General features: G+C 51.8%; 16 protein-coding genes. 7 read left to right on the forward strand and 9 right to left on the reverse strand.

The window, feature by feature from the left end:
- The first annotated feature begins 155 nt into the window (after nt 1–155).
- From HQN60_RS10390 to HQN60_RS10405, 4 genes are all read left to right on the forward strand, one after another.
- Entirely contained in the window at nt 156–1,022 is an 867-nt protein-coding gene (locus HQN60_RS10390; RefSeq protein ID WP_173533574.1) for a DUF3100 domain-containing protein, read from the forward strand.
- Nucleotides 1,023–1,027: 5 nt separating this feature from the next.
- A complete protein-coding gene (locus HQN60_RS10395; RefSeq protein WP_173533575.1) occupies nt 1,028–1,477 on the forward strand; it encodes a hypothetical protein in 450 nt (149 codons plus the stop codon).
- Entirely contained in the window at nt 1,478–2,662 is a 1,185-nt protein-coding gene (locus HQN60_RS10400; protein ID WP_173533576.1) for a M20 metallopeptidase family protein, read from the forward strand. It abuts the gene before it with no gap.
- Nucleotides 2,663–2,896: 234 nt separating this feature from the next.
- A complete protein-coding gene (locus HQN60_RS10405) occupies nt 2,897–5,164 on the forward strand; it encodes an alkaline phosphatase D family protein (protein WP_173533577.1) in 2,268 nt (755 codons plus the stop codon).
- Between the two features lie 290 nt (nt 5,165–5,454).
- Here HQN60_RS10405 and HQN60_RS16235 read toward each other — a convergent pair whose 3' ends face one another.
- On the reverse strand, nt 5,455–6,141 hold the full coding sequence (locus HQN60_RS16235; RefSeq protein WP_173533578.1) for a thermonuclease family protein: 687 nt from the start codon (nt 6,139–6,141) through the stop codon (nt 5,455–5,457).
- A 307-nt stretch (nt 6,142–6,448) separates the two neighbouring features.
- Between HQN60_RS16235 and HQN60_RS10415 the strand changes: the two genes are divergently transcribed.
- Entirely contained in the window at nt 6,449–7,594 is a 1,146-nt protein-coding gene (locus HQN60_RS10415) for a patatin-like phospholipase family protein (RefSeq protein WP_173533579.1), read from the forward strand.
- 48 nt (nt 7,595–7,642) lie between these two features.
- Here HQN60_RS10415 and HQN60_RS16240 read toward each other — a convergent pair whose 3' ends face one another.
- The 8 genes from HQN60_RS16240 to HQN60_RS10455 all read right to left on the reverse strand — a co-directional run bounded on the left by HQN60_RS16240 (nt 7,643) and on the right by HQN60_RS10455 (nt 16,823).
- Complete coding sequence (locus HQN60_RS16240; RefSeq protein WP_308419403.1) at nt 7,643–8,065, reverse strand: type IV pilin protein; 423 nt, start codon at nt 8,063–8,065, stop codon at nt 7,643–7,645.
- A 1-nt stretch (nt 8,066) separates the two neighbouring features.
- On the reverse strand, nt 8,067–11,636 hold the full coding sequence (locus HQN60_RS10425; RefSeq protein WP_173533580.1) for a pilus assembly protein: 3,570 nt from the start codon (nt 11,634–11,636) through the stop codon (nt 8,067–8,069).
- A gap of 4 nt (nt 11,637–11,640) precedes the next feature.
- Entirely contained in the window at nt 11,641–12,195 is a 555-nt protein-coding gene (locus HQN60_RS10430; RefSeq protein ID WP_173533581.1) for a pilus assembly PilX family protein, read from the reverse strand.
- Nucleotides 12,192–13,214: a prepilin-type N-terminal cleavage/methylation domain-containing protein gene (locus tag HQN60_RS10435; RefSeq protein WP_173533582.1), complete on the reverse strand. Its 1,023-nt coding sequence runs from the start codon at nt 13,212–13,214 to the stop codon at nt 12,192–12,194. The genes HQN60_RS10430 and HQN60_RS10435 overlap by 4 nt, the downstream gene beginning before the upstream one ends.
- Complete coding sequence (gene pilV / locus HQN60_RS10440) at nt 13,211–13,657, reverse strand: type IV pilus modification protein PilV (RefSeq protein WP_173533583.1); 447 nt, start codon at nt 13,655–13,657, stop codon at nt 13,211–13,213. The genes HQN60_RS10435 and pilV overlap by 4 nt, the downstream gene beginning before the upstream one ends.
- Nucleotides 13,648–14,211: a GspH/FimT family pseudopilin gene (locus tag HQN60_RS10445; protein ID WP_173533584.1), complete on the reverse strand. Its 564-nt coding sequence runs from the start codon at nt 14,209–14,211 to the stop codon at nt 13,648–13,650. Before HQN60_RS10445 ends, pilV begins: the two co-directional genes overlap by 10 nt.
- Before the next feature lie 579 nt (nt 14,212–14,790).
- Nucleotides 14,791–15,990, reverse strand: a complete 1,200-nt coding sequence (gene pncB / locus HQN60_RS10450) for a nicotinate phosphoribosyltransferase (protein ID WP_173533585.1) — start codon at nt 15,988–15,990, stop codon at nt 14,791–14,793.
- A 23-nt stretch (nt 15,991–16,013) separates the two neighbouring features.
- The gene (locus HQN60_RS10455) at nt 16,014–16,823 is read right to left on the reverse strand and encodes a cysteine hydrolase family protein (protein ID WP_173533586.1); all 810 of its coding nucleotides are present in this window, start codon (nt 16,821–16,823) and stop codon (nt 16,014–16,016) included.
- A 257-nt stretch (nt 16,824–17,080) separates the two neighbouring features.
- Here HQN60_RS10455 and HQN60_RS10460 point away from each other — a divergent pair, with 257 nt between their 5' ends.
- Both HQN60_RS10460 and HQN60_RS10465 read left to right on the forward strand, forming a co-directional pair.
- The gene (locus HQN60_RS10460) at nt 17,081–18,325 is read left to right on the forward strand and encodes an exonuclease SbcCD subunit D C-terminal domain-containing protein (RefSeq protein WP_173533587.1); all 1,245 of its coding nucleotides are present in this window, start codon (nt 17,081–17,083) and stop codon (nt 18,323–18,325) included.
- Nucleotides 18,322–22,056: an AAA family ATPase gene (locus HQN60_RS10465; protein WP_173533588.1), complete on the forward strand. Its 3,735-nt coding sequence runs from the start codon at nt 18,322–18,324 to the stop codon at nt 22,054–22,056. Before HQN60_RS10460 ends, HQN60_RS10465 begins: the two co-directional genes overlap by 4 nt.
- Nucleotides 22,057–22,070 lie beyond the last annotated feature (14 nt).

Here is a 22,070-nt window from a genome sequence, read left to right on the forward strand (position 1 = left end):
GGCTTACTAATTGGGCTGACTTTTACTTGGCATTATGTCACTACGGTTCGGCTGTTAAAAATTGATGTCAGTCAATTTTTCGCCCTTGGGCTTGCCTTACTATCGCTAACATTCGGAAACGATACCGTTGGGTATGCTTTAAGCAAAGGAAAATAATGTCCACAAATCAGGATCATGCCAGCGCAACGCCGCTAGCGGATGAGTCAGGCCCTAGTCGAAGCGGAATAAAAATTGCGGTGACCAGTGGGATTGTCGCTGCCATTGTTATTTTTATTGCGCAATTTATTATTGGCAAACAAGAAATCGATGTTGGCATTGCTAAATTGCCGATCTTGCCAATGTTGTTTGCGGTGATGATTGGGATGGGTTTGTCAGTCAATTGGACTAAGCAAAAAGTAAAAGCTTGGGGCCAAATCTTTACTGAAAAAGAAGAAAGCTTCTGTTCCAAAATGGTCGGCATTTGTCTATTGGTACTCGGTACCCAATACGCCGGCATGATTATTCCTAATCTAGACATTATCGTTACCGCCGGTATTCCTTTGGTGATGCAAGAGTTAGGCAATTTATTGCCAATTTTTATCGCGATTCCATTGGCGGTGAAATTTGGTTTTGGCCGTAAAGCCATCGGCGCTTGCTCGTCAATTAGTCGCGAGCCATCTATTGCCGTGATTCAAGGTCGATTTGGTACCGGCAGCCCAGAGTACGTTGGCGTGTTGGCGATTTATCTATGTGGCTCTGTGGTTGGTACCTTGTGGTTCAGTATTTTGGGCAGTTTAGGCCCATTGACTGGCTTAAATCCATTGGCCTTGGCCGCTGGTGCTGGCGTAGGTAGTGGCTCAATGCTCAGTGCTGCATCAGGCGCTTTGATTCATGGTCTAGATCCACTTGTGGCACAAAAAGTACTCAGTATTGCTGCCGCATCAAATTTATTGTCATCGGTATTAGGCGCTTTGTCTTTGACTTACCTTGGTGTACCGCTGGCTGAATTTATGTATAAATTTTGTAATAAAAAGGAGGGCTAAATTCAATGAAAGCCATCTTAATCGATATGAAACTGGTGTTCATGGCCATTATCTTAGCCATGTTTACCCAGTTACTGACGACAGGAACGCCGATTGTTGACATGCTGCATAGCTTTTTAGCGATGTCGATCGTGGTGTTTTTATCCCTGGTTGCCAAACAGTTTATTCCATCGTCGCTACCGACTTTTGCCTACGCGACTTTGATCGGTATTGCGATTTGTTTGCCCGATACGCTGGTGCGTGCTTATTTTTTAGAATCGATTGGTAAAGTCTCTTTTCTGTCTTGCTGTGTACCTTTGCTGACTTTTGCTGGTTTGTCAGTGGGTGGCCAGATGGAAGAATTGAAAAAAATGTCGTGGAAAGTCATCGTGATTTTCTTGATTGTTTCGACTAGCTGCTTCTTTGGCGCATCCTTGGTGGCGCAAATTGGCTTCCAAATGAAAGGAATCATCTAAATGAGCACGTTAAATGCCTTTCAATTGAACGCCAAATTGCGTGAGTTGCACGACTTTAGTATTCAAACGCGTCGTCACTTGCATCAAATCCCAGAGTTATCTGGGCAAGAGCATAAAACCACGCAGTTCTGCCAAGACTTGATGCGTGAAGTGGGTTACCAAATCACAACGTTTGCTGGCTTTACTGGCTTTGTTGCTGATTTAGATATCAATCCTGATGCGCGCCGCGTGGCTTTCCGTGCCGATATGGATGCCTTGGCGATGGATGACCTGACCAATGATGCGTATAGCTCAACACATGCCGGCTGCGCGCACAATTGTGGTCATGATACGCATATGACCATTGCGCTGACTGCCGCGCGTTATCTGGCTTTGCACCGTGAAGAATTAAAGCACAATGTGCGCTTTGTATTCCAAATGGCCGAAGAAGATATGCGCGTGCCGGGCGCGGATAAAATGGTTGAATTGGGCTGCATGGACGGCGTTGACGAAGTGTATGCCCTGCATAACGATGCCTCACGCGAATGCGGTACGGTGCTGATTAATGCTGGCGTAATGTCGTCGTATGGTTCGGCTTGGACTTTGGATGTGCAAGGGATTTCGGCGCATGGCTCAACGCCAGAAAAAGGTCTGGATGCGATTCGCGAAACCGCCAGAATCGTTATGGATTTTGACTATATCGTCGCCAAAAAAACCAGCCCATTTAGCCCCGCCGTTTTTGGCTGCGGTATGTTTCATGGCGGCACGATTCCCAATGCCGTTGCCGACCATGCCCAAGCGCGCGGCACGATTCGCGCCATGGATGCCAATACCGATCAAATCTTAAAAAATAGTTTTGATGGGATTGTTAAAGAAAGCACCTTGCGCGGTTTTGTTACCAGCATGGATTACTGCGGTTACCCAGCAGTGATTAATCATCCAGATGCATATCAGCGCGTAGTCAGAGCAGCCAAGGACATTATTCCTGCTGAGCTGCTGCAAGCCGATTGCAAACCCATGACTGGCAGCGAAGACTTTAGCCTGATGGTGAACGCCGCTCGCGAGCAACGTGGTGCGATGTTCTTTTTAGGCAGCGGCAATCGCAGCAAAGGCATCAATAACTATTTGCACGCAAACCCGTATTTTGTCGATGACGACTTTATGCTGGTTGGCGCACAAATCTTTATTCACCTAGCAACGCATTAAGTATTGAGCTCTAGACCAACCACAAAAGCCCTGCAGCTTAATACCTGCAGGGCTTTTTGTTGGCTTGGATTTTATCGACATCTGTACAGTTTAAAAATGGCGATGGGTGACTTGAGTTTTGCCTCTTTAGGCAGACGCGGCTAGGCACGCTTACAACAGAATCAAAAATAAAACACCCGTTTATATTGTTGCAATACAAGGCGAGGAGGATGGCGTTCTTTCTGGGAGAAAACCGTGGATCGCCGTCAATTTATTCGTCTTGCTGGCTTTATGACTGCCAGCGCAGCTAGCCCAATTTTACTCACTGCTTGTGGTGGCACTGACTCGGCTTTAGGGCCAACAGAGAGTCTAAGCCCAAGTTCGAGTCCTAATCCTATGCAGTATCAGTTTCCACAAGGCATTGCGGCTGGCGATCCACGCAGCGATAGCATCGTCTTATGGACTCGCGTTTTACCGCGCAATGTTGATCCGATTGCCAGCCAAGGTGCGGCAATGAATAGCACGATTCAGTTATTGGTGACCGAGGGCGATCCAGCGGGCTTGACCGGTAGCGAAGGGGTGATAACGGGTAAAGTGGTTGCTAATGTCACGCTCGAGGCGCTCTCTGAGTGGGATCACAGCGTACGCCACAAATTAACTGGCTTAGCGGGCAATACCTACTATGGGTATCAGTTTATTGTGAATGGTTCGCGCTCGATGGTGGGGCGCTTTAAAACCGCAGCGGCAGCCAATGCTGATTTAGCGCAATTGCAGTTTGCGTTTTTGTCTTGTCAGGATTGGAGCATTCATCACTGGGGCGGCTTTAGCCAATTGTTGACTGAGGATCTCGATTTTATCGTCCATCTTGGCGATTATATTTATGAAACCATTGGTGAAGACTTTCAAACCGGTCAGGTTGAAGCTCGTCACGGCGCGCTAAAACTACCTGATGGTGCATTTAAAGCGGGCAATAGCGGTGCGCGCTATGCGCTGACTTTGGCCGATTACCGCGCGCTGTATAAACAATACCGCAGCGACCCACGCTTGCAGCAAGTGCATGCGCGCTTTGCGATGATTGCCATCTGGGATGATCATGAGTTTTCTGATGATTGCTGGGGCGATGCGACCACCTACGATAATGGGACTTACGATCCGCAGCGCGGCGGTGATAACAAGCACGAAACAACGCGTCGCCGTTCGGCCAATCAAGCATGGTATGAATTTATGCCGGCAGACATCGTGTTTGACGCCAAGGCCAGTAGTTTTCATACCGTGCGACTGTATCGCGATTTTCAATTTGGCCAGCTGATGCATTTGGTGATGACCGACGAGCGACTTTACCGCGCTGACCATATCTTGCCCGAAGCGGCAGTGGGCAGCAGTGTTGGCAGTCGGTATTTGGTGCCTAGCCAGCAATTAAGCGCGGTAGAAGCGCAAAAAATGGCCATCGGTAAAGCACAGGGCGACGAGTTGGCGCTGGTGTCGATTTTGGGTAAAACCCAACGTGATTGGTGGAAAAGTACACTTAAAAATTCCAAAGCGCAGTGGAAGGTGTGGGGCAATGAAGTGTCTTTACTCAAAATGCGCTTAGATGCCCGCAATTTGCCCGGCGTGCCAAGCGCCTTGCAGCAAGACTTGGTCCTTAACGCCGATCAGTGGGACGGATTTAATGCCGAGCGCAGCGATTTGCTGCAATTTATTCGCCAAAATCAAATCAAAAATGTGGTGGCGATTACTGGTGATATTCATAGTTTTTACGCCGGTGTGGCTCACGCCGACTACAGCGCTACGCCGCCCAATACGCCAGCATTGATCGATTTGGTGACGGCGGGAATGAGTAGCGATTCGTTCTACCATTATTTTGCCAGTGCGGTGCGTGACCCGGCTTTGGCGAGCGCGCAGGCTTTGGTGTTTAGTAGTGAGGCGGGGGCGGAGCAAATTGCGATTCAAATGCTCAGCGTCGGTATCGCGCAGCAAGCTGGGGTCAGCGATTTAAGTAATAGCAGCCAAGTGAGCGCCGCGGTGACGGCAGCAATACAGGCCAAAATTGTGCCGGCGCAAGCTTTTGTCGCCACGGCAGGTTTAAGCCGCAGCGAGGTGAATACTTTTAATGATTTGCTTGGTGGCCAACTCGGGCAAACCATTGCCGCGCTGATTGCCAACTTGGCGGCGACTAAAAAATCCATCGCCGCGCAAACACTCGCCGGTTTTATTGCACAAAATATCGCGCAAAAAGTCGGCGGCGGCATCACGGCGGCGCAGATTCCTGCCAGCCAAGTCACGCCATTTTTGAATCCCTTTGCCAATCCAACAACGGGGGCAGCACCGGTGAATAATCCATGGATCCGTTACGCCGATACTGATGCACAAGGCTACGCGGTGGTGAAATTAACCCCGACGCAATTGCAATGCACCTTCCGCAAAATCAACCCCTTGCAAAACGGCCAAGTGCCTAGCCAGATCATTATGAAAGACACGCAGTTGTCGATTCAATCAGGAGTGCTTGAGGTGAAAGTGAATTAATTGCAGGGACGCAGCTTGTTCAGTGGATTGCGTTGCGGCATGAGGATCAATCGATCGTTATGCCGCACTGACGAAAGTCTTTTTGACGCAGAGAAAACCAAGTCAGATCAAACTGCTAAACGCAATAAAACCTTTTTGACGCAGAGACGCAGAGGCACGGAGAAAGGCCAAATCAGAACTGAGCAAACACGATTTAAGCCGTGTTTTGCTGATTTTTTTGCTCTGGTTTGCTCCGCGTCTCTGCGCCTCTGTGTTGGATTTGAGTTGCTTAACGCTGAGGTGAATCTGCCTTATTTACACCATTGTTTTTCACACGGAATGCCGTCGTTATTGCCGTCCATTTTGACATTGGGGCAATGCTTGATGAAGTACGTTGCCTCCGCGCAAGAGCTCATTTGTGAGCAGTGTTGTCGGCCGTCACAGCGGTAATTGCTAACGATGGCGGACGGATTGCTGGTGGTGGCTTTGCTTGGCGCAGGTAGGTTAGCGGCCGGTGGGTTAACGGCGGCTGGGCGACTGGTTTTGCCACTGGCGCGCCATTGCCATGGCGCTTCAGCTGCAGGGTCGATCCACAAACCATATTTTGCCGCTTTAGCTTGCTTCTCAGCGGCGCGGTATTTTTCATCGCTACCGTATTGGGTATAAAACCAAGCCATGCCGCGTTTGATTTGTTCCAGATTGACATCCATCCCGCCAACAAACACTTTGCCGACGCTGCGCCCATATTGGTCTTGGGTATCGACCTGCACGGTGACGTCTTTTCGATAAATTAAATCAGATAAAGATTGTTTGGATTTTTCGCCAAAAGCTTGGTCTCGTTCCGGCGCATCGATTTGCCACAGGCGAATCTTGACGGGTTTTCTGTCGGTGGTGAGTAGCGTGGCGGTGTCGCCATCGTTAATGCCAATAATATGGCCGCTCAGTGTTTCGGCGTGCACCGAGGTCATGAACAATAAAATTAGGAAAAAACGCAGCATCTTGGCGCCTTAGGTAGGGTGAATCAAATGGGATGAAGACCGGTAAAGGTTTTTTGCATCGGTGTTTAGCTTGCTAGCCAAATTTGTGCGGTGGATTGTACAGATTATTGTAAGTTTATGATTAAAATCCTTTCAGAGTCTTGATCAAGATCGCCGGGTGATGGTGATGATTAAAAATAATGCCAACGTGCCATTCATCGACTACGCTTTATTTGCTGCGGCGCAGCAATGTTTTTTGCAACAGCGTGATGACCCGTAATGCAAAAAATAAAACCGGTTTGCTGATTATTGGATTAAGGAGCGATTGATGGCTGTGGCAGAAAAAAAAGCATCTCAAAAACCGCGCATTGCCTTGGTGCTACAAGGCGGTGGCGCCTTAGGGGCTTATCATATTGGTGCGTATCAAGCTTTGCATGAAGCCGGCTTAGAGCCGGATTTTTTTGCGGGTATATCCATTGGGGCTATTAATGCTTGCATCTTAGCGGGCAATACCCCTGAAAATCGTTTAAGCCAGCTGGATGCATTATGGTTAGATATTTCGCGCAAAAATATGAGCGGTGAATATCTACAAGGCGATTGGCGGCGAATGTATAACAAATTGAGTTTTATGGAAGCAGTCACCATGGGCCAGCCTAATTTTTGGCAACCACGGTTTCCTAGTCCTTTATTACTCAATGATATGCCGCCCGAGACTGCCAGTTTTTGCGATACCTCGCCAATGCGAGCCACGTTGCAGCGTTTGGCCAATTTTGATTTGATCAACCACCAAGGCGCGCAATTGGTGTTGGGCGCCACCAAGGTCACGACTGGTGAGTTGGTTTTTTTTGATAATCATCGACAAACCATCGGTCCAGAGCATGTTTTGGCCAGTGGTTCATTACCTCCGGGGTTTCCGGCCACCGAGGTGGAGGGTGAGCTGTACTGGGATGGCGGCTGTGTGTCTAACACGCCATTGGATGCGATTTTTCACAGTGAGCTCGACGGCAACACCTTGGTGTTTATGATTGATTTATGGGATGCGCACGGCCCTGCGCCGCGCAATATGGACAGTGTGGCATGGCGACAAAAACAGATTCAATACGCTAGCCGTACTCAGCAGCATATTGATTCTTTGGCCAAGCGACATAATCATCGCCGTGCGATGCATCATGTTGCACAAGGTGCTAGCGTCGATATTAGCGCGGTGAGCGATGATTTGAACCTGAGCGCGCATAATGGCAATGCGCATTTTGATATTGTCCACTTGGTGTATCACCCTAGCGGTGAGCAGATTGCCGATTCAGATGCTGAGTTTTCTCGGCCATCGATTTTAGAGCGACGCAATGCCGGTTATGCCGATATGAAACATGCTTTGGCCAAATCACCATGGACGCAACATGTGAAGCCAGCGCATTTTGGCACTGCCGTGCATACGATACGGGGTGAAGAGATGCAGACCTTGTGTCCAGTTTGAGCGGGCAGGCAAGATAAAAAAACGGCGCTGCTTGGTAGCGCCGTTTTTTTACCAACAAGCGGCTGCGCCGCCACTACCGCTGGCGGTTTTACCACCTTGTGAATCAATACTCAGCGCGCCGCATTGCCGATCTTGGCTCAATTGTGTGCCAAGCGGTGTAGCGGTGACGGTGTAGCTGCGAGCGCTGGCAATATCCGTTGTAAATTGATAGCGCGTTGCCATGCCGCTCTCCGTTTGGCAAGCCAGCGTTGGTGACGCGCCGGTGTAATTCATATGCGTGGTGTAATAGCGCTCCATCAATTGCGCTTGCTCAGAAAGACACGCTTTGGCCGCCGCACGATGGCTACGCACTACGTATTGGGTGTAAGAGGGGTAGGCGATCGCGGCCAAAATACCAATAATGGCGACCACAATCATCATTTCAATCAGCGTAAAGCCATGTGCTGCGCGGTAGGGCGATTGGATTTTCAACTTAAACTCCTAAAATTTCACGCCAAGAAGTGCGAACAATGCGTCCTAATTTTCCTTGGGTTTTAATGTGTGAAGTACCGGCGTTTTCCAAGCTGGAAATCATGCCGTCGCCAACAAAAATCGGCGCATTCGGGCTACTGTCAAAGCCAACACCACTGGCGTAAGCACCATCAATTTGATCTTTTTCATCGACTTTGCCATCGCCATTGAGATCAAAAAAGCCCTGATCTAAACTCGCGCCGCTAAATGGATCAATGGCCATGGTGTAGCCGCGACCTTCGGGTAAACAAGGATCGCTCCCGTCTGGAATCCGAGTTGTGCCAATTAAGCTATTGCCGCGAATTTGATTCGGTAACAGCATTCGTTCGCCCTCGATGGCCACACCCGAGCCTTTAAAATCAATCACCCAGCCTGATTTGCCTTGCATATCATTCGGGCTTGGTGTGGACATCACGCGAATCGAGCCATTGGTGGTCGAGCCGTCTTTGAGGATTCTTCGCGCCATCAAGCTACTACGCTCCACCGCTTGATTGCTGTCGATAATCCCATACCAGCTTTGCACGTCTTTATTGCTTAAGTCATTGGTATTTAAAAAACGGCCAGTGCCAAAAAACACCCAGCGAACTTTGGTTTTGGGGTTAACAACAGCAATCGGTGCCGCGCTAATCGCTTGAGCGCCCGAGCTGCTGGTGGCGCTAAACAGCTTGAAGGCAGTGGGGTTGCTTTTTAAATTACTAAATTTCCAAAGATTGCCACGTTGATCGCCCGCGTAGGCCGTGTCATGAATCCCATCGCCATTGGTATCCCACACGTCGGCCGCAGATAGGCCGTTATTGCTCGCAACGCCGGTGTCGACAAAGGTGGCATCACCGCTGTCGATATCAATCATCATCAATTGGGCTTTGTCGCCAGCGCTGTTAAGGCCGTTGCCCATAATGGCGCTCCAACTGCCTTTGGCTAATTGTGCAATCACCGGTTTACCAATGACTTGGCCAATGTTTGGCGCGCGTTGTGGGTTGTTTTCCCATAGTGGCAACATATTGTTGGGGTCGGTCACGTCCAGTGCAAAAGTCGCACGGCCACCTCGGCCTAGACTAGCGACTAAGATCGTTTTCCAGCGGGAATTAATATAAATATCGGCCACGGTGATTTCACCATCGACAAAGTACTGATGGCTATAGTCGGGTGAGGCCGTGTTGGCCAGCTGCTTATTGAGTACCGCATTGGGAATAAAGGCAAACACTTCAACGCCGGTTTTAGCATTAAACCCATGCAACATGCCGTCGTTACCGCCGACATACACCATCGGCGTGCGATTGGCTTTGTCTTTGGCAAATTGCACATAGCTGGCGTCTTTGGCATACAGCCGAGGGTTAGGGCTGCCGACATACACTGGCGCAGAATTGACAATGTCACCCAGTGCACTGCTACGTGCTCGAAAAGCGCCACTCGGTACTTCTTTGCTACGATCCCCGCGCAAGTAGTTAACGATATCAGTCGTGAATACATTGGGATCTAAACCGCTGGCACCGGGCTTAAATTCAGTCTTGCCTGAGGCCGCTTGTGGGGTTTGATTAAAATAAATTTTACGGTCAGCCGGCTTAGGTAGTGCGGCAACGGCGCTCCATAACGGCGTGCTTTCTGGTTTTTGCGTGGTTTGATTGATGGCGTAGGCGCTTAAATCACCACTCCAGCTAGAGCTAGAAAACGTAGTTTGAAACACCGCGACGCCAGGCTCAATTTTATTGCTCGACGAAGTCAGGGCCGCGGCCGAGCTGGTTCTCTCGGCGCTGATACTAGCAAAGGCTTTAGTCAGGCCTGAGACCATATTTTGTGCGTCACTAGCGACAAAGAAATTATCTGGGCGCTTGTCGTTGGTCGGAGATAAAATTTCGCCTGAGGTATGCCACAGTGCATCGGCAATGCTGATGGTTTTGCTATCGTAAGGTTTAAAGTCATTCGGTACTTTAAAACCGCCATATTTTGCTGCTAACCAATATTGATTGCTGCTGCGGTTAGCTAAAACACCACCTTCACGGACATCAACCCAATACGTAGATAAGGTTTGCATGCCTTTAATGCGTTTGAGTTGCTCGCTACTGCTGCTAGTCCCTTCGGGGCGCAGATCCACGGTGTGCGCGTCATAGGCTAAACCGGCGATATACGCTGAGTTGTCGCGGCCAGTAAATTGCGTATCGTTGATGCTGATCCCTTCTAATTGCGCGATTTTTTGCGTTGCGGTGACCACATTAATGGTTTTGTCATCACTCACTTCGCTTGGCATGCTTGGCTCACCGCGACTTTGGGTACTGCCCGGTAAGTTTTTGTCTCGGTGCGAATTAACGTCGCCAATCCCTAAAATCACGTTTTTTTGGCACCAGTATTTAATCGGATCATCCCAGCGGGTAATCACCGGAAAGCCATCAGCTTGCTCATATTTTTGCGTGCTATCGCCGGACAAAGTGGAATAACTCGCTACATTGCCCAAGTTTTTAAAATAACGAATCGCGGCGTAATACAGCTCGCTCACCGGGTCGTAACTTTTGTGTTGGCGATTGGTCATTTGGCCAAACTTATTCAGATAGTTAATCACGCCACTATCTTGAATGCCCGCATTGGTATCGGCCGCATCAGCAGAATCTGGATTGCGGTATAAAATCCCTGTGCTAGGGTCCCATTCGCGTGAACTATTGGCGACTAAACGGTTGCTGCTGGGGTCGAGTTTATATTCACCGACAAATTTATTTTTGGCGCGCATCACGCCACCATCTCGCAGTGCGTTACTGTCATTGAGATAGCCAAAAATACTGTATTGCAAGTTACTTGAATATTGTTGAATCAAGCCCTCTGGCTTCCAATTACTGCCATATTGCGTGCAGTTTTTTTCGGGGAAGGCCGAGTCGCAGACTTTCACGCGCACCGAGGCTTCAAACACCTGATCTTTTTTAGCATTGCTGATTGAATCAGGATAAGGCCGCACTGTGCCTGGGTTGTTGACATTACCAGTGCCGGTGAAATACATCTTATTGCCCAAATTGGCGACGCGTATCGTCAGATTGCCCCAACTAAATGGCGTAGTACCGGCGACGTTGCTGGTGCGATCACCATAACCGCCGCCACGATCATGGCGAGCTTTTTCTAGCCACGTCTCGCCTACCGTATCGCGAACGCGATAGCCGCCAGTTAGTGCTGCGCGAAATGGATCTATGGTTTGTGTGACCGCCCAATTCATAAAATTACCACTCCAATTCCCCGAGCAACTGCGCGCGTTTGCTCTGCTGACGGGTTTGAAATGGCGATTGGCCTCTATGGGGTCATTGACGTAGGTGTAGCATTTATTGGCGTCAAAATAGCCGGTGTATTCGTTGGCAGATGAATAAGCGCCGACATTGGCCTGACTAATAATGGTCGGAAACTCAACTGAGGGCACTAAGGCCAAGCTGCCGGGCACAAAACCACCCACATACAAGGGAGCAGGGGCAATCTCAATCGCAGCCCAAGCGGGCGGCGTTAGCGTCGCAACCGCGATCGCGACCAAGTAGGTGATCGATTTGATCTGACATTTAAACATGGTGCTACCTATCGACTTTGACGGTGGTTTGTAGGCGAACTGCGGCACGGCCAGTGGCCGCGTCGGGCGCATGGCTGCGCGCGGTAATGCGGTAAGTGCGCGAAACAATCCCGCCACTACCGCCGTATTGATTGGCTAAGGCGCTGCCTGAAATCCCCGATTCATCATCGCTATTGGTTTCGGACATTAGCTGAATAAAATACTGCGGCTTGCCTTCAAGCAAGGCGGTGTTGACCAAATAGGCTGCGTCGATATCGGTCCAGCCAGTTGGGGCATCATCGGGCGGAGAAATCGGGCATAGCGTGGGCGCAAGGCAACTTTGCCCATTAAGCGCGGTGATATCGGGGTTACTTTCAATCTTGGCTTCGGCAGCGCGCAGTGCCGATTCGGTGGCTTGTAAGGCCATGGATTGATCATAATTATTGCCGCTGATTTTTTCCTGCAATAGCACATTGCGAATGCCCGATACGCCGAGCAAGGTCGCAATCAATAGCAAAACCAGCGCCATGATTAAAATAATCCCCGCTTGTGCAGGGCGGTAAGACGCTGCGCGCATCATAATGTTCGATTCCTCAGCGAGATAACTTGGGTGATTTCGCGTGTTAAACGGCCATTGGGCGTGGTCGCTGCGGTGGCAATGTTTTTTTCCGCACTTTGTAGGCTGAGCGTTAAGGTGACGGCGTTGACTTGATCCCACTGCGTATTGTTTAAGCTGCTGGCGTCCACCCAGCTGGTGCTGCTGGGGATGCGATAGCTGATTTGCATATCAACCACGCCAGCGGCCATCTCGATGCGTGTGCCATCGATGCCAACGCGATAGAGCGAGCGGCCACCGTCTTGGCTGCGGCCATTATTGCCAATATACCAAGTGGCAGCCGCCAATTTAGCCACGGTTGAATTCGGGGCAAATTCATATTTGCTCGCAGGGCCACTGCTGCAATCCGTCGGAAAACCCAAGCCATTGCCGCAATTACCCGGAGAAGTACCGCTGCCTTTGTTATGCACCAGATTGCCGGTGCCATTGATATTGGAAACTTGAAAAATGGTGGCATGATCGGTATCGCACACCATTAAAATATCGCCGGCAACAATATCGTGCCCGCTACCAGCGAGCTTCATATTGGCCGAGCCTCCGTTGTGACTTTCGATGCTATACGCCGAATCGCTCATGCCTTGTAATTGAATCGCGTGTGTGCCAGCAATGCGCTGGCCGACGCCCGAACCAAAAGCGGCGGCACTGGTCGCGGCATCACCAGAAAACCCGCGAATTGCCGCCCAATTGGACCACCATTGTGACGTTGGATTATTTAACACATTGGCTACTTGCTGGGTGTTCCCGCAAGCAATCACGCCGGTGCCACGAATGGCGCGCTCTAGAAAACTCAGCGCACTGCGGCCGCTTTCGTTGACTTGTGACAAGCCCTCAGAGCTGCGATAGCTTTGCTTACTCGACAGTACCACTCCAGACACCGCGGCAATCATCAGTAAGGCAATGGCGACGGCAATCATCAATTCGACAATCGAAAACCCGCGCTCAGTTAAAAGTCCGGCTCGAGCGGGTAGGGCGGCTTGGCTCATAGAAACACCTCGGTGACGATGGTTTGTTCACGCTCGCCTTGCGCCGCGCGCGAATCATCCCAGCGTATGGTCACCGTACATAGTGCTGCTTTGCAGTTGACCGCACCACTAGCGCCTTCACCCAACTGATTGCTAATGCTGGTGCGCCAACGATTCAGTACCCCGCTGGCAAAGCTGCTGCCAGAGCTGACGGCGCTATCGATCGCCAGATTAAACTGCCCGTTAATGGCGTTTTCGCGATCCGCGCGCATGGCGCTGAGCACTGAATTGGTTTGAATCACCGCCATATTGCGCTCGGTCGAGCTTTGGTTGTGCTTGAGCGTGGCCAATTGCAACGCCGCCAAACCCAATAAACCGACTGATAGCACCACAATCCCAATCAGCACTTCGATTAAGCTAAAGCCAGCTTGTGATCGGGGCGAAGACAATGAGTTTACGGGCATACTTTGCTCCCTTTAGTGCTGACTAAACGACTCCCGGCGCCAATGGCGAGCGTCATTAAATTGTCGCTAGGACGGCCCCAGCTACACGACCAAATCGACATATTGGCGGCCGCTAAATTGTTATTGTTGTAAGCCAAGCCATCGGCCCCTAAGCGCAGTTGGTTGGCGGTTAAATCGCTAATGACTTTGATTTCGCTGGCGGTGGTGATGACACCACGGCGGATTAGGCCTTCGTTAGAAATCACGCCCCAATGCAACCAATTGCCGGCAGTGCTCGAGCACGCACTGGCGCTGGCCGAATCAAGCTTACAAAAAGTGACGCTGCGATTGAGTTTGATGGCTTCGGAGCGTGCCAAATTAATCGCCGCAATCAATTCATTGTTTTGCGTGGTCATGCGATTGGCGACCATCATTTGGCTGAAATTGGGGGCAGCAATGGCGGTTAAAATGGCCAAAATACTCAGCGTGACCATGAGCTCGATTAAGGTAAAGCCCAGTTGAAATGGTGTTTTAACGCAATGGCAGAGTGGATTGAAATGGGGTTGGTGCGGCATGGTGGCTTTAAATTAGATTAACGGTATATTAGTTAATGCTGATGGTATTGGGTTACAGCTTAAATGACTAGTAATTTATTTGGCATGTCGTCATTTTAGGGGAAATGCCTAATGCAATTTGCCGCTTTCTGTGGTTTGCATGCATCAGTTTTCAGCTGTAGCGTGTTGATCCGTAAGGCTTTAGTCGGGTGAGATCGCGGCAAGAATAGTTTGCCGAGTAAGCTGCGTAAATAAGGTGTTAAATCTTACTTTATTCTTTCTTTTATTGTATTGTTTTTTGTTGGCGATTGCCATTATTCGAGCGGGGTCGGTTTAACGGGTATTAAGGCGAGTGCTGAAATACTATCTATATGGGTATTTACCTGCAGGCAATTGTCATCATTGCCTACAAGTAAATACCCATCAATACCGATGAAGAAGTGAGGGTTTGCGTGTTGCTGCAATCCCAGCAAAGGGGAAGGCGCTCGCGTCTTTTGAATCAATCACAATACGCCTGAATTTGTCAGCATTACACCACTCGGCATGGATTTGCTGCTTGCACTGATGCGGCGATATTGGATTTTTATGGGTTTTTGCGGCTTATTTGATTTTAAAAACATCACACAAATAATTGAGAAAATTCACGTCCTCACACATGCCTTTACCCGGCGTATCGCTGACTTTGGCCACCGGTTGCCCGTTGCAATACACCAGTTTCATGACGATTTGTAAGGGTTCTAGCCCACAGTCATTGGATAAATCCGTGCCAATCCCAAAACCGACACGTGAGCGCGGCGCAAAGTGTTGGTAGAGCGCAATGGCTTTATCAATATTGAGCCCGTCACTAAACACCAATTGCTTGCTGCTCGGGTCGATTTTCATTTTGTGATAATGCGCGATGATTTTTTCACCCCAAATAAATGGGTCGCCTGAATCATGGCGCACGCCGTCAAACAGCTTGCAAAAATACAAATCAAAGTCACGTAAAAACGCATCGGTGCCGACAACGTCAGTCAGCGCAATGCCCAAATCGCCACGATATTCTCGCACCCAATGTTCTAACGCATTTTTTTGAAAATCGCGCAGTCGTGAGCCAAAGCTTTGAAACGCTTGCAGATATTCATGCGCCATGGTGCCAATCGGCGTAAGGCCAAAGCGTTTGGCGAGTAATACATTGCTGGTGCCGCGCATTGCACTGCTTTGGCTGGCGAGTGCTTGCACCACTTCAGCATGCCATTGCCGGGAAAAGCGCCGTCGAGTGCCAAAATCAAAAAACACAAAAGGATTGGCCAGCGGCGCTTGCTGGGCAAATTGCTGCAAAGTATTGATTTTGGCCGCCAGATGGGCGCGGCCTGTTGCTAATGCCGGCGCCAGCGCAAACTGGCGGAAATACACTTCATTCACAATCGATAGCACGTAGATTTCAAACAACATGCAATGCAGCATCGGCCCTTTCACGGTGATGCTTAATTCGCCCGGCTGTTGCGTTGATTCGCTCACGCAAATAAAGCGGCGTTGCAACTGAAATAAACGCAAAAAATCGACAAAATCCGATTTGATAAAACGCAGCCCCGCCAAATACGCCAGCTCGTCCTCGCTAAAGCGCAGCGTGCACAAATGATCCAGCTGGGCGTTGATTTCGGCTTGGCAAGCCGCGAGCGGCAGCGCGGTACGATTGCGGCATTTAAACGCGTATTCCGACTGCGTTTGCGGCTGGCTATGCAAGATTTCTTGCATCATGGTGAATTTATATAAATCGGTGTCGAGTAAAGACTCAATCACAGGCACTAAAGTTGTCATGCAAAGATCGCTTCTAAGTTGGATCAATGATCGAGCGCCAGCGTTAAATGGCTGGCGGTTTGCATGCCACGGGCGCGCATCTCGGTGATAAAAGCTTGCCCTTGTTCGGCAAAACCCGCTACCGGGCTGGTGCAATCGGTGAGTAATAATAATTTATGAATCTGCGCTTCGCCCAAGGCGTTGGCTAAATCGCGCACCGTGCTGGCCACGCAATGCGATAGCGCTTGGCCGGCAATCAAAATCAAATCGGCTTTGGCAAGCTCAGTTAACCACGCGGTATCGGCTGGATTGGCGTCATTCACATCGGGCACTTCGGCTTGCAGCGCCGAATAATGCTCGCTGCGCGGATTGCTGCCTTTATGAATAAAGTGCAGCGGTTTGAGCGTTTGCCGTTGCCATGTGTAAAGCGCAGCGAGTAAATCACTTTGCACCGCTTGCCCCCAACTGCCAATCAGGCAATGCTCGGGCCAAATCATCAGTTGATAGCGTTGATTGCAACTGAGCGCTTGCACATACGCCAAACTATGCGCTTGCTGCGCCGGATCGCGCGCCCGCCACACACCGCTTTCTACCTCGTTTTGGCTGATCACGGTGAACGGCGCGGGGAGTTGGCCTGCGGCATCACACCACCAACTCGGGTGGGCAATATCCACCGGTAAATGCGAATCGAGCGTGACATGAATTTGACTGAGCGCGGTGCCTTGCTGGGCTAAAAGTGCGCCAATGCGCTGCAAATCAGCGCTGGCGCCAGCGACGGGCAGCGCCGCGCCGGCTTGATCGCAAAAGTCATTTTGCGGGTCGATGATGATCAGTTGCACATTGCGCTCAGGCATCGGCGTTCCTTCATTGATTGCGCCCAGTGACGGGCAACGCGGGGATTGGCAGCATACTCCGAACTGTACTTGAGCGCAGTAAACTAGGCACACTGCGCGATCTGGATCAAGGTTGGGGCGGAATGGGGAGTAGGGAGTGGGGATTCGTGCGCGGCTTTGGCTTGGCTTACTGACGGCAGCGGATTGATTCGGTTATATTGGGGCGTTTTGTGCTGATTTGGGCGCTGGCACATTGAGTTATTCACTTTGGGATTGGTATGCGTTTTATTCACACCTCTGATTGGCATTTAGGCCAAACCTTGCATCATTTTGAGCGTCGATTTGAGCATCAATGTTTTTTGGATTGGTTGCTGGCGACCTTGGTGACCGAGCAAGCGCAAACCTTGCTGATTTCGGGTGATATTTTTGATAACGCCAACCCTTCGGCCGCAGCGCAAAAGCAGTTTTATCAATTTTTGCAGCAAGCCAAGGCGCGCGTTCCGGCGCTGAATATTGTGATTATCGCCGGTAATCATGATTCACCGGGGCGGCTTGAAATGCCTGCGCCGTTTTTAGCGGGGATGGATGCCAGCGTAATCGGCTTTGTACCGCGCGATGCGGCAGGGCAAATCGACGTCAGCCGTTTAGTGATTCCCCTGCAAGACACGCAAGGCGTGGCGGCGTGGTGTTTGGCGATTCCATTTTTACGCCCGGGGGATGTGCCGCGCGTTGCCGATTTAGCCGAAGGGCTTGACCCGTATACCGCCGGCATTACTGCGCTGTATCAACAGACTTTGGCGCATGCGCTGAGCCTGCGCCAAGCGGGCCAGCCGATTATTGCGCTCGGGCATTGCCATATGGTGGGCGGTGAAGTCTCGCAAGATTCAGAGCGGCCGATTGTAATTGGTGGCAGCGAAGCGCTATCGGCCAAAATGTTTGACGCCAATATTGCCTACGCCGCTTTGGGGCATTTGCATTTGGCGCAAATGGTGGGGCAACAAGCGCATATTCGCTATTGCGGTAGCCCGATTCCGTTGTCGTTTGCCGAAGTGGCGTATCCGCATCAAGTGCTGCGCTTTGATACCGCAGGTGAAACGGTGGTAGATGTGACGCCTTTATTGGTGCCGCGCGCGGTGGATTTATTGCGCGTGCCGAACAAAGCCGCGCCAATGGCCGAGGTGTTGGCGGCACTTGCGGCGCTTAATTTACCGGCTGATTTAGCGCCGGAGCAGTATCCGTTTTTAGAAGTGCGTATTGCGCTGGAGCAGCCCGAGCCCGGTTTGCGTGCGCAAATTGAAGCGGCCATTGAAGGAAAACCGGTGCGCTTGGCCAAAATTGAAACCCGCTTTGCCGCTAAAAATAGCGCTGAGCTTGAAGATGAAACCTTGCCTGAGTTAGCGCAATTGCAGCCCGATGCCATTTTTAATCGCCTCTATCGCAGCAAATACGCGGCGGATGCACCGCCCGAATTGATGGCGGCATTGGCCGAATTAATGCTCAATGCAGGGGCGGATGAAAAATGAAAATTTTAGCGATACGCGGTAAAAACCTTGCCTCTTTGGCCGGTGAATTTGGGGTTGATTTTGAGCAAGAGCCACTTAAATCGGCCGGTTTATTTGCCATTAGCGGCCCAACGGGCGCTGGCAAAAGCACATTGCTGGACGCGCTGTGTATGGCGCTGTATGAGAGCACGCCGCGCTTACTTAAAGCCGGTAGCGGTAAAACCTTGCCTGACGGCACCGATTTAATCACCCATCAAGACGCCGCCAATTTGCTGCGCCGTGGCTGTGCTGATGGCTATGCCGAAGTGGATTTTGTCGGCAACGATGGTGCGAGCTATCGCGCGCGCTGGAGCGTGCGCCGGGCGCGCGGCAGTGTTAAAGGCAGCTTGCAAGCCAGTACGATGTCGCTGCTGCAATTGCCGCATATGCAGCCGATTGGCGGCAAAAAAAATGAAGTCAAAGCCGAGATCATCCAGCGCATTGGTTTGAATTTTGAGCAATTCACTCGCGCGGTATTGCTGGCGCAAAATGAGTTTTCCAGCTTTTTAAAAGCCGATGACAACGAGCGCGGCGAGCTATTAGAAACGCTCACCGGCAGCACCATTTATAGTCAGCTCTCGCAAGGCGCTTTTGTTCGCGCCAAAGCTGAATTACAAGCGCTGCAGCGGATTAACGATCGACTCGCCGATCAAAAACCACTCAGTGCAGAGGCGCGTAGCGAGCTGGATGTGGCGGCCACTACTGCCGCGCAAGCTTTAAGCACCCTCGATACCACGGCGCAGTCATTGAATAACGCACTGCGCTGGTACACCGAGGCCGACAAACTCGCCCTTGGCGTGAACGCCGCGCAAGTTGCCGTGGATGAACAACAGACTGCCCACGCGGCGGCGGCCTCACGCCGCGAAATGCTGCAGCAGCTCGATCTGGTGCAAGCCGCCCGCCCTTTATTGCTTGATGTGGATCGCCTTGCCACGAGTTTGGCGCAAACCAGCGCGGCCATCACCGTGGGGCAGCAGCAATTGAGCGCGGCCAATCAGGCCAGTGACACAGCCAATGCCGCATTGAGCCAAGCGCAAAGCCAGCAACTGGCGGCCGAACAAGCGCAAAGCGCTGCGGCGCCACAACTGGATGCCGCCAAAAAGCTCGACACCAGCATCGACATTCGCCAATCCGCACAAGCGGCATTGCACAGTACGGTGGCGCAAGCCAATCACGCCGCGCAGCAAGCATGGGCGCAGCACGAGCAGCAACAAAAAGAGCTTGAGCATGGGTATGTACAGCTAGCCAATGCTGAAAAATGGCTGCATGCACATACCCAGTATGAAGATTTGGCGCAGAATTGGGCTGTGTATGCGGTGCAGCTACAACAAGCGGCAGCGGCGCGCACCGCCGCTCAAGGCGCGGCCAGCCAATGCGCCCAATTGACGCAAGCGCACGCTATGCAAACAGCGCAGCTCAGTGCCGCGAATGAACAATTAGCAACAGCACAAATCGCGCTGCAGCAGGCCGAGCAGCAGCGGCAAGTCGCCATAGCCCAGCAGGCGCAAATCGACATTGGCAGCTTGCCAGCGCAAAAAGTGCAATGGACGCAGCGGCGCGATGATTTAGCCAGCGCCCAGCAACTGGTGCAGCGCATTAGCGAATACACGGCGCAGCTGAATAAATTGCTGCATCAGCAAGCCATGCAGCAAGCGGCGCAGGCGCAAACCGAGCAAAATTTGGCAGTGCTAACGCAGCAGCAACCGCTGATTGCCGCCACCTTGGCGCAAGCTGAGCGCTCGCTCAAATCGGCCGAAGCGGCGTGTAACAGCAACGTTGAGTCGCTACGCGATGCGCTGCAAGAGGATGCACCTTGCCCTGTCTGCGGTGCGCTCGATCATCCTTACGTCAGTGCAAATCCGCAGTTGCAAGCGATGTTGGCCAGCTTGCAAGCCGAAGTCGCCACGCAGCAGCAGCAGCAGCAACAGCAATTAAGCTTACACAGCCAATTGAATGCCGAGCTTGCCAACATCCAGCGCGCTTTGGCCGAGATTCACCCCGAAATTACCCGCATCACCGCAGAGCGCGATGCCTTAAATTCGCAATGGCAAAACCATGCTTTACTAGCCGAAATTAGCGCAATGAATCCGGCTGAGCAGCCCGCATGGTTTGCCGAGCAACACACCGCATTACAAACACAAGCCAGCGCCATGGCCGCGCAAGAAGCCGCATGGCAACAGGCGCAGCAGGCCAAAGACAGCGCGCAAGCAGCATTTGAGCAAGCCAACCAAGCGCAGCAAAGCCAGAAAGACGCGGTGCAACAATGCCAAAGCGTATTGCAGCAGATCGCCACGCAACGTGCTGCCGCGCAACTTGCCGAGCAAGAGCACGCCGCGCGCTGCGCCGCCAGCTTGGCGCAATTGGCACCGGCTTTACAGTTTGACGCTGCTTGGCAAGCGCGCTGGCAGGCCGATCCGGCGGTGGAGCAAGCGCATTGGCAACAGCAAGCTCAGCTTTGGTTGGCGCAGCACAGCGCACACGCGAGCGGCCTGCAAAGCACCGCCTTACTGGCGCAAACGGTGGCCGGATTACTCGCCGCCGCACAACAAACCAGCGCCGAGCAGCAGCGCTTGCAAGCGCAACTCAATGCCGAGCAAGCCGCGCTAAGCGCATTGCAATCGGAACGACAGGCGCTGTTTGCCGGACACAGCGTAGCGAGTGTTGAGGCGCAATTGGCGCAAGCCTTGACCAGCGCCAAAGCGCTGCAAAACCAAGCCCAGCTCGCCGCACAATCGGCCGCGCAGCACGTGGTTCGCGAGCAAGCGGCGTTGGCCCAAGCTCAAGCGCAGCTGAGCCAGTGGCAACAACAAGCGCACAGCGCGCAGCAGCAACTTGATCAATGGTTGGCCGAGCAGGGCATTGAACTGGCGGTGTTACGACAACATTTGGCATTGGATGCCGCAGGGTTAGCCAGTGAGCGCGCCGCGCTATTGGCGCTCGATACAGCGGTATTGCACGCGCAAACGGTATTGCAAGAACGCTGTTTGCAACAGCAGCATCACCAAGCGCAACAGCCCGAGCTCGTCAACGCTGAGGACGGCGCCGCACTGGCGCAATTGCAAGCGCAGGTTGCAGACATCAGCCGCGAGCAAGCCGCCGCGCAGGCGAAAGCCGCGAGCTTGCAGTTACAACTCGCCCAAGACGAAGCGCGCCGCAGCGCCGCCGCCGATCTGTTGCTAGAAATCACCGCGCAAGAAACCATCCAGCGCCGCTGGGCGCAACTGGGTGATTTAATTGGCTCAAGCGACGGTAAAAAATTTCGCAATTACGCCCAGCAATACACGCTGGATGTGCTGCTCGGCTATAGCAATCGGCACTTGCAGCAACTCTCCCGCCGCTATCGCTTGCAACGGATTAACGACACGCTGGCGCTGATGGTGATTGACCAAGACATGGGCGACGAAGCGCGCTCGGTGCATTCGCTCTCGGGTGGCGAATCATTCTTGGTGTCGCTAGCGCTGGCGCTCGGTTTGGCATCACTCTCATCGCAGCGCGTGCGCGTTGAATCGCTATTTATCGACGAAGGCTTTGGCAGCCTCGACGCCGACACCCTCAGCATCGCCATGGATGCGCTCGACGGCCTGCAAGCGCTAGGCCGAAAAGTCGGCGTGATCTCGCACGTACAAGAAATGACCGAACGCATCGCCAGCAAAATCAGCGTACAAAAAACCGCCGGCGGTCGAAGCGTGATTAGCGTGATGGAAGGGCGGTGATTGGGGGGTATTGG

It is taken from the genome of Deefgea piscis (genome assembly GCF_013284055.1).
GTDB lineage: Bacteria > Pseudomonadota > Gammaproteobacteria > Burkholderiales > Chitinibacteraceae > Deefgea > Deefgea piscis.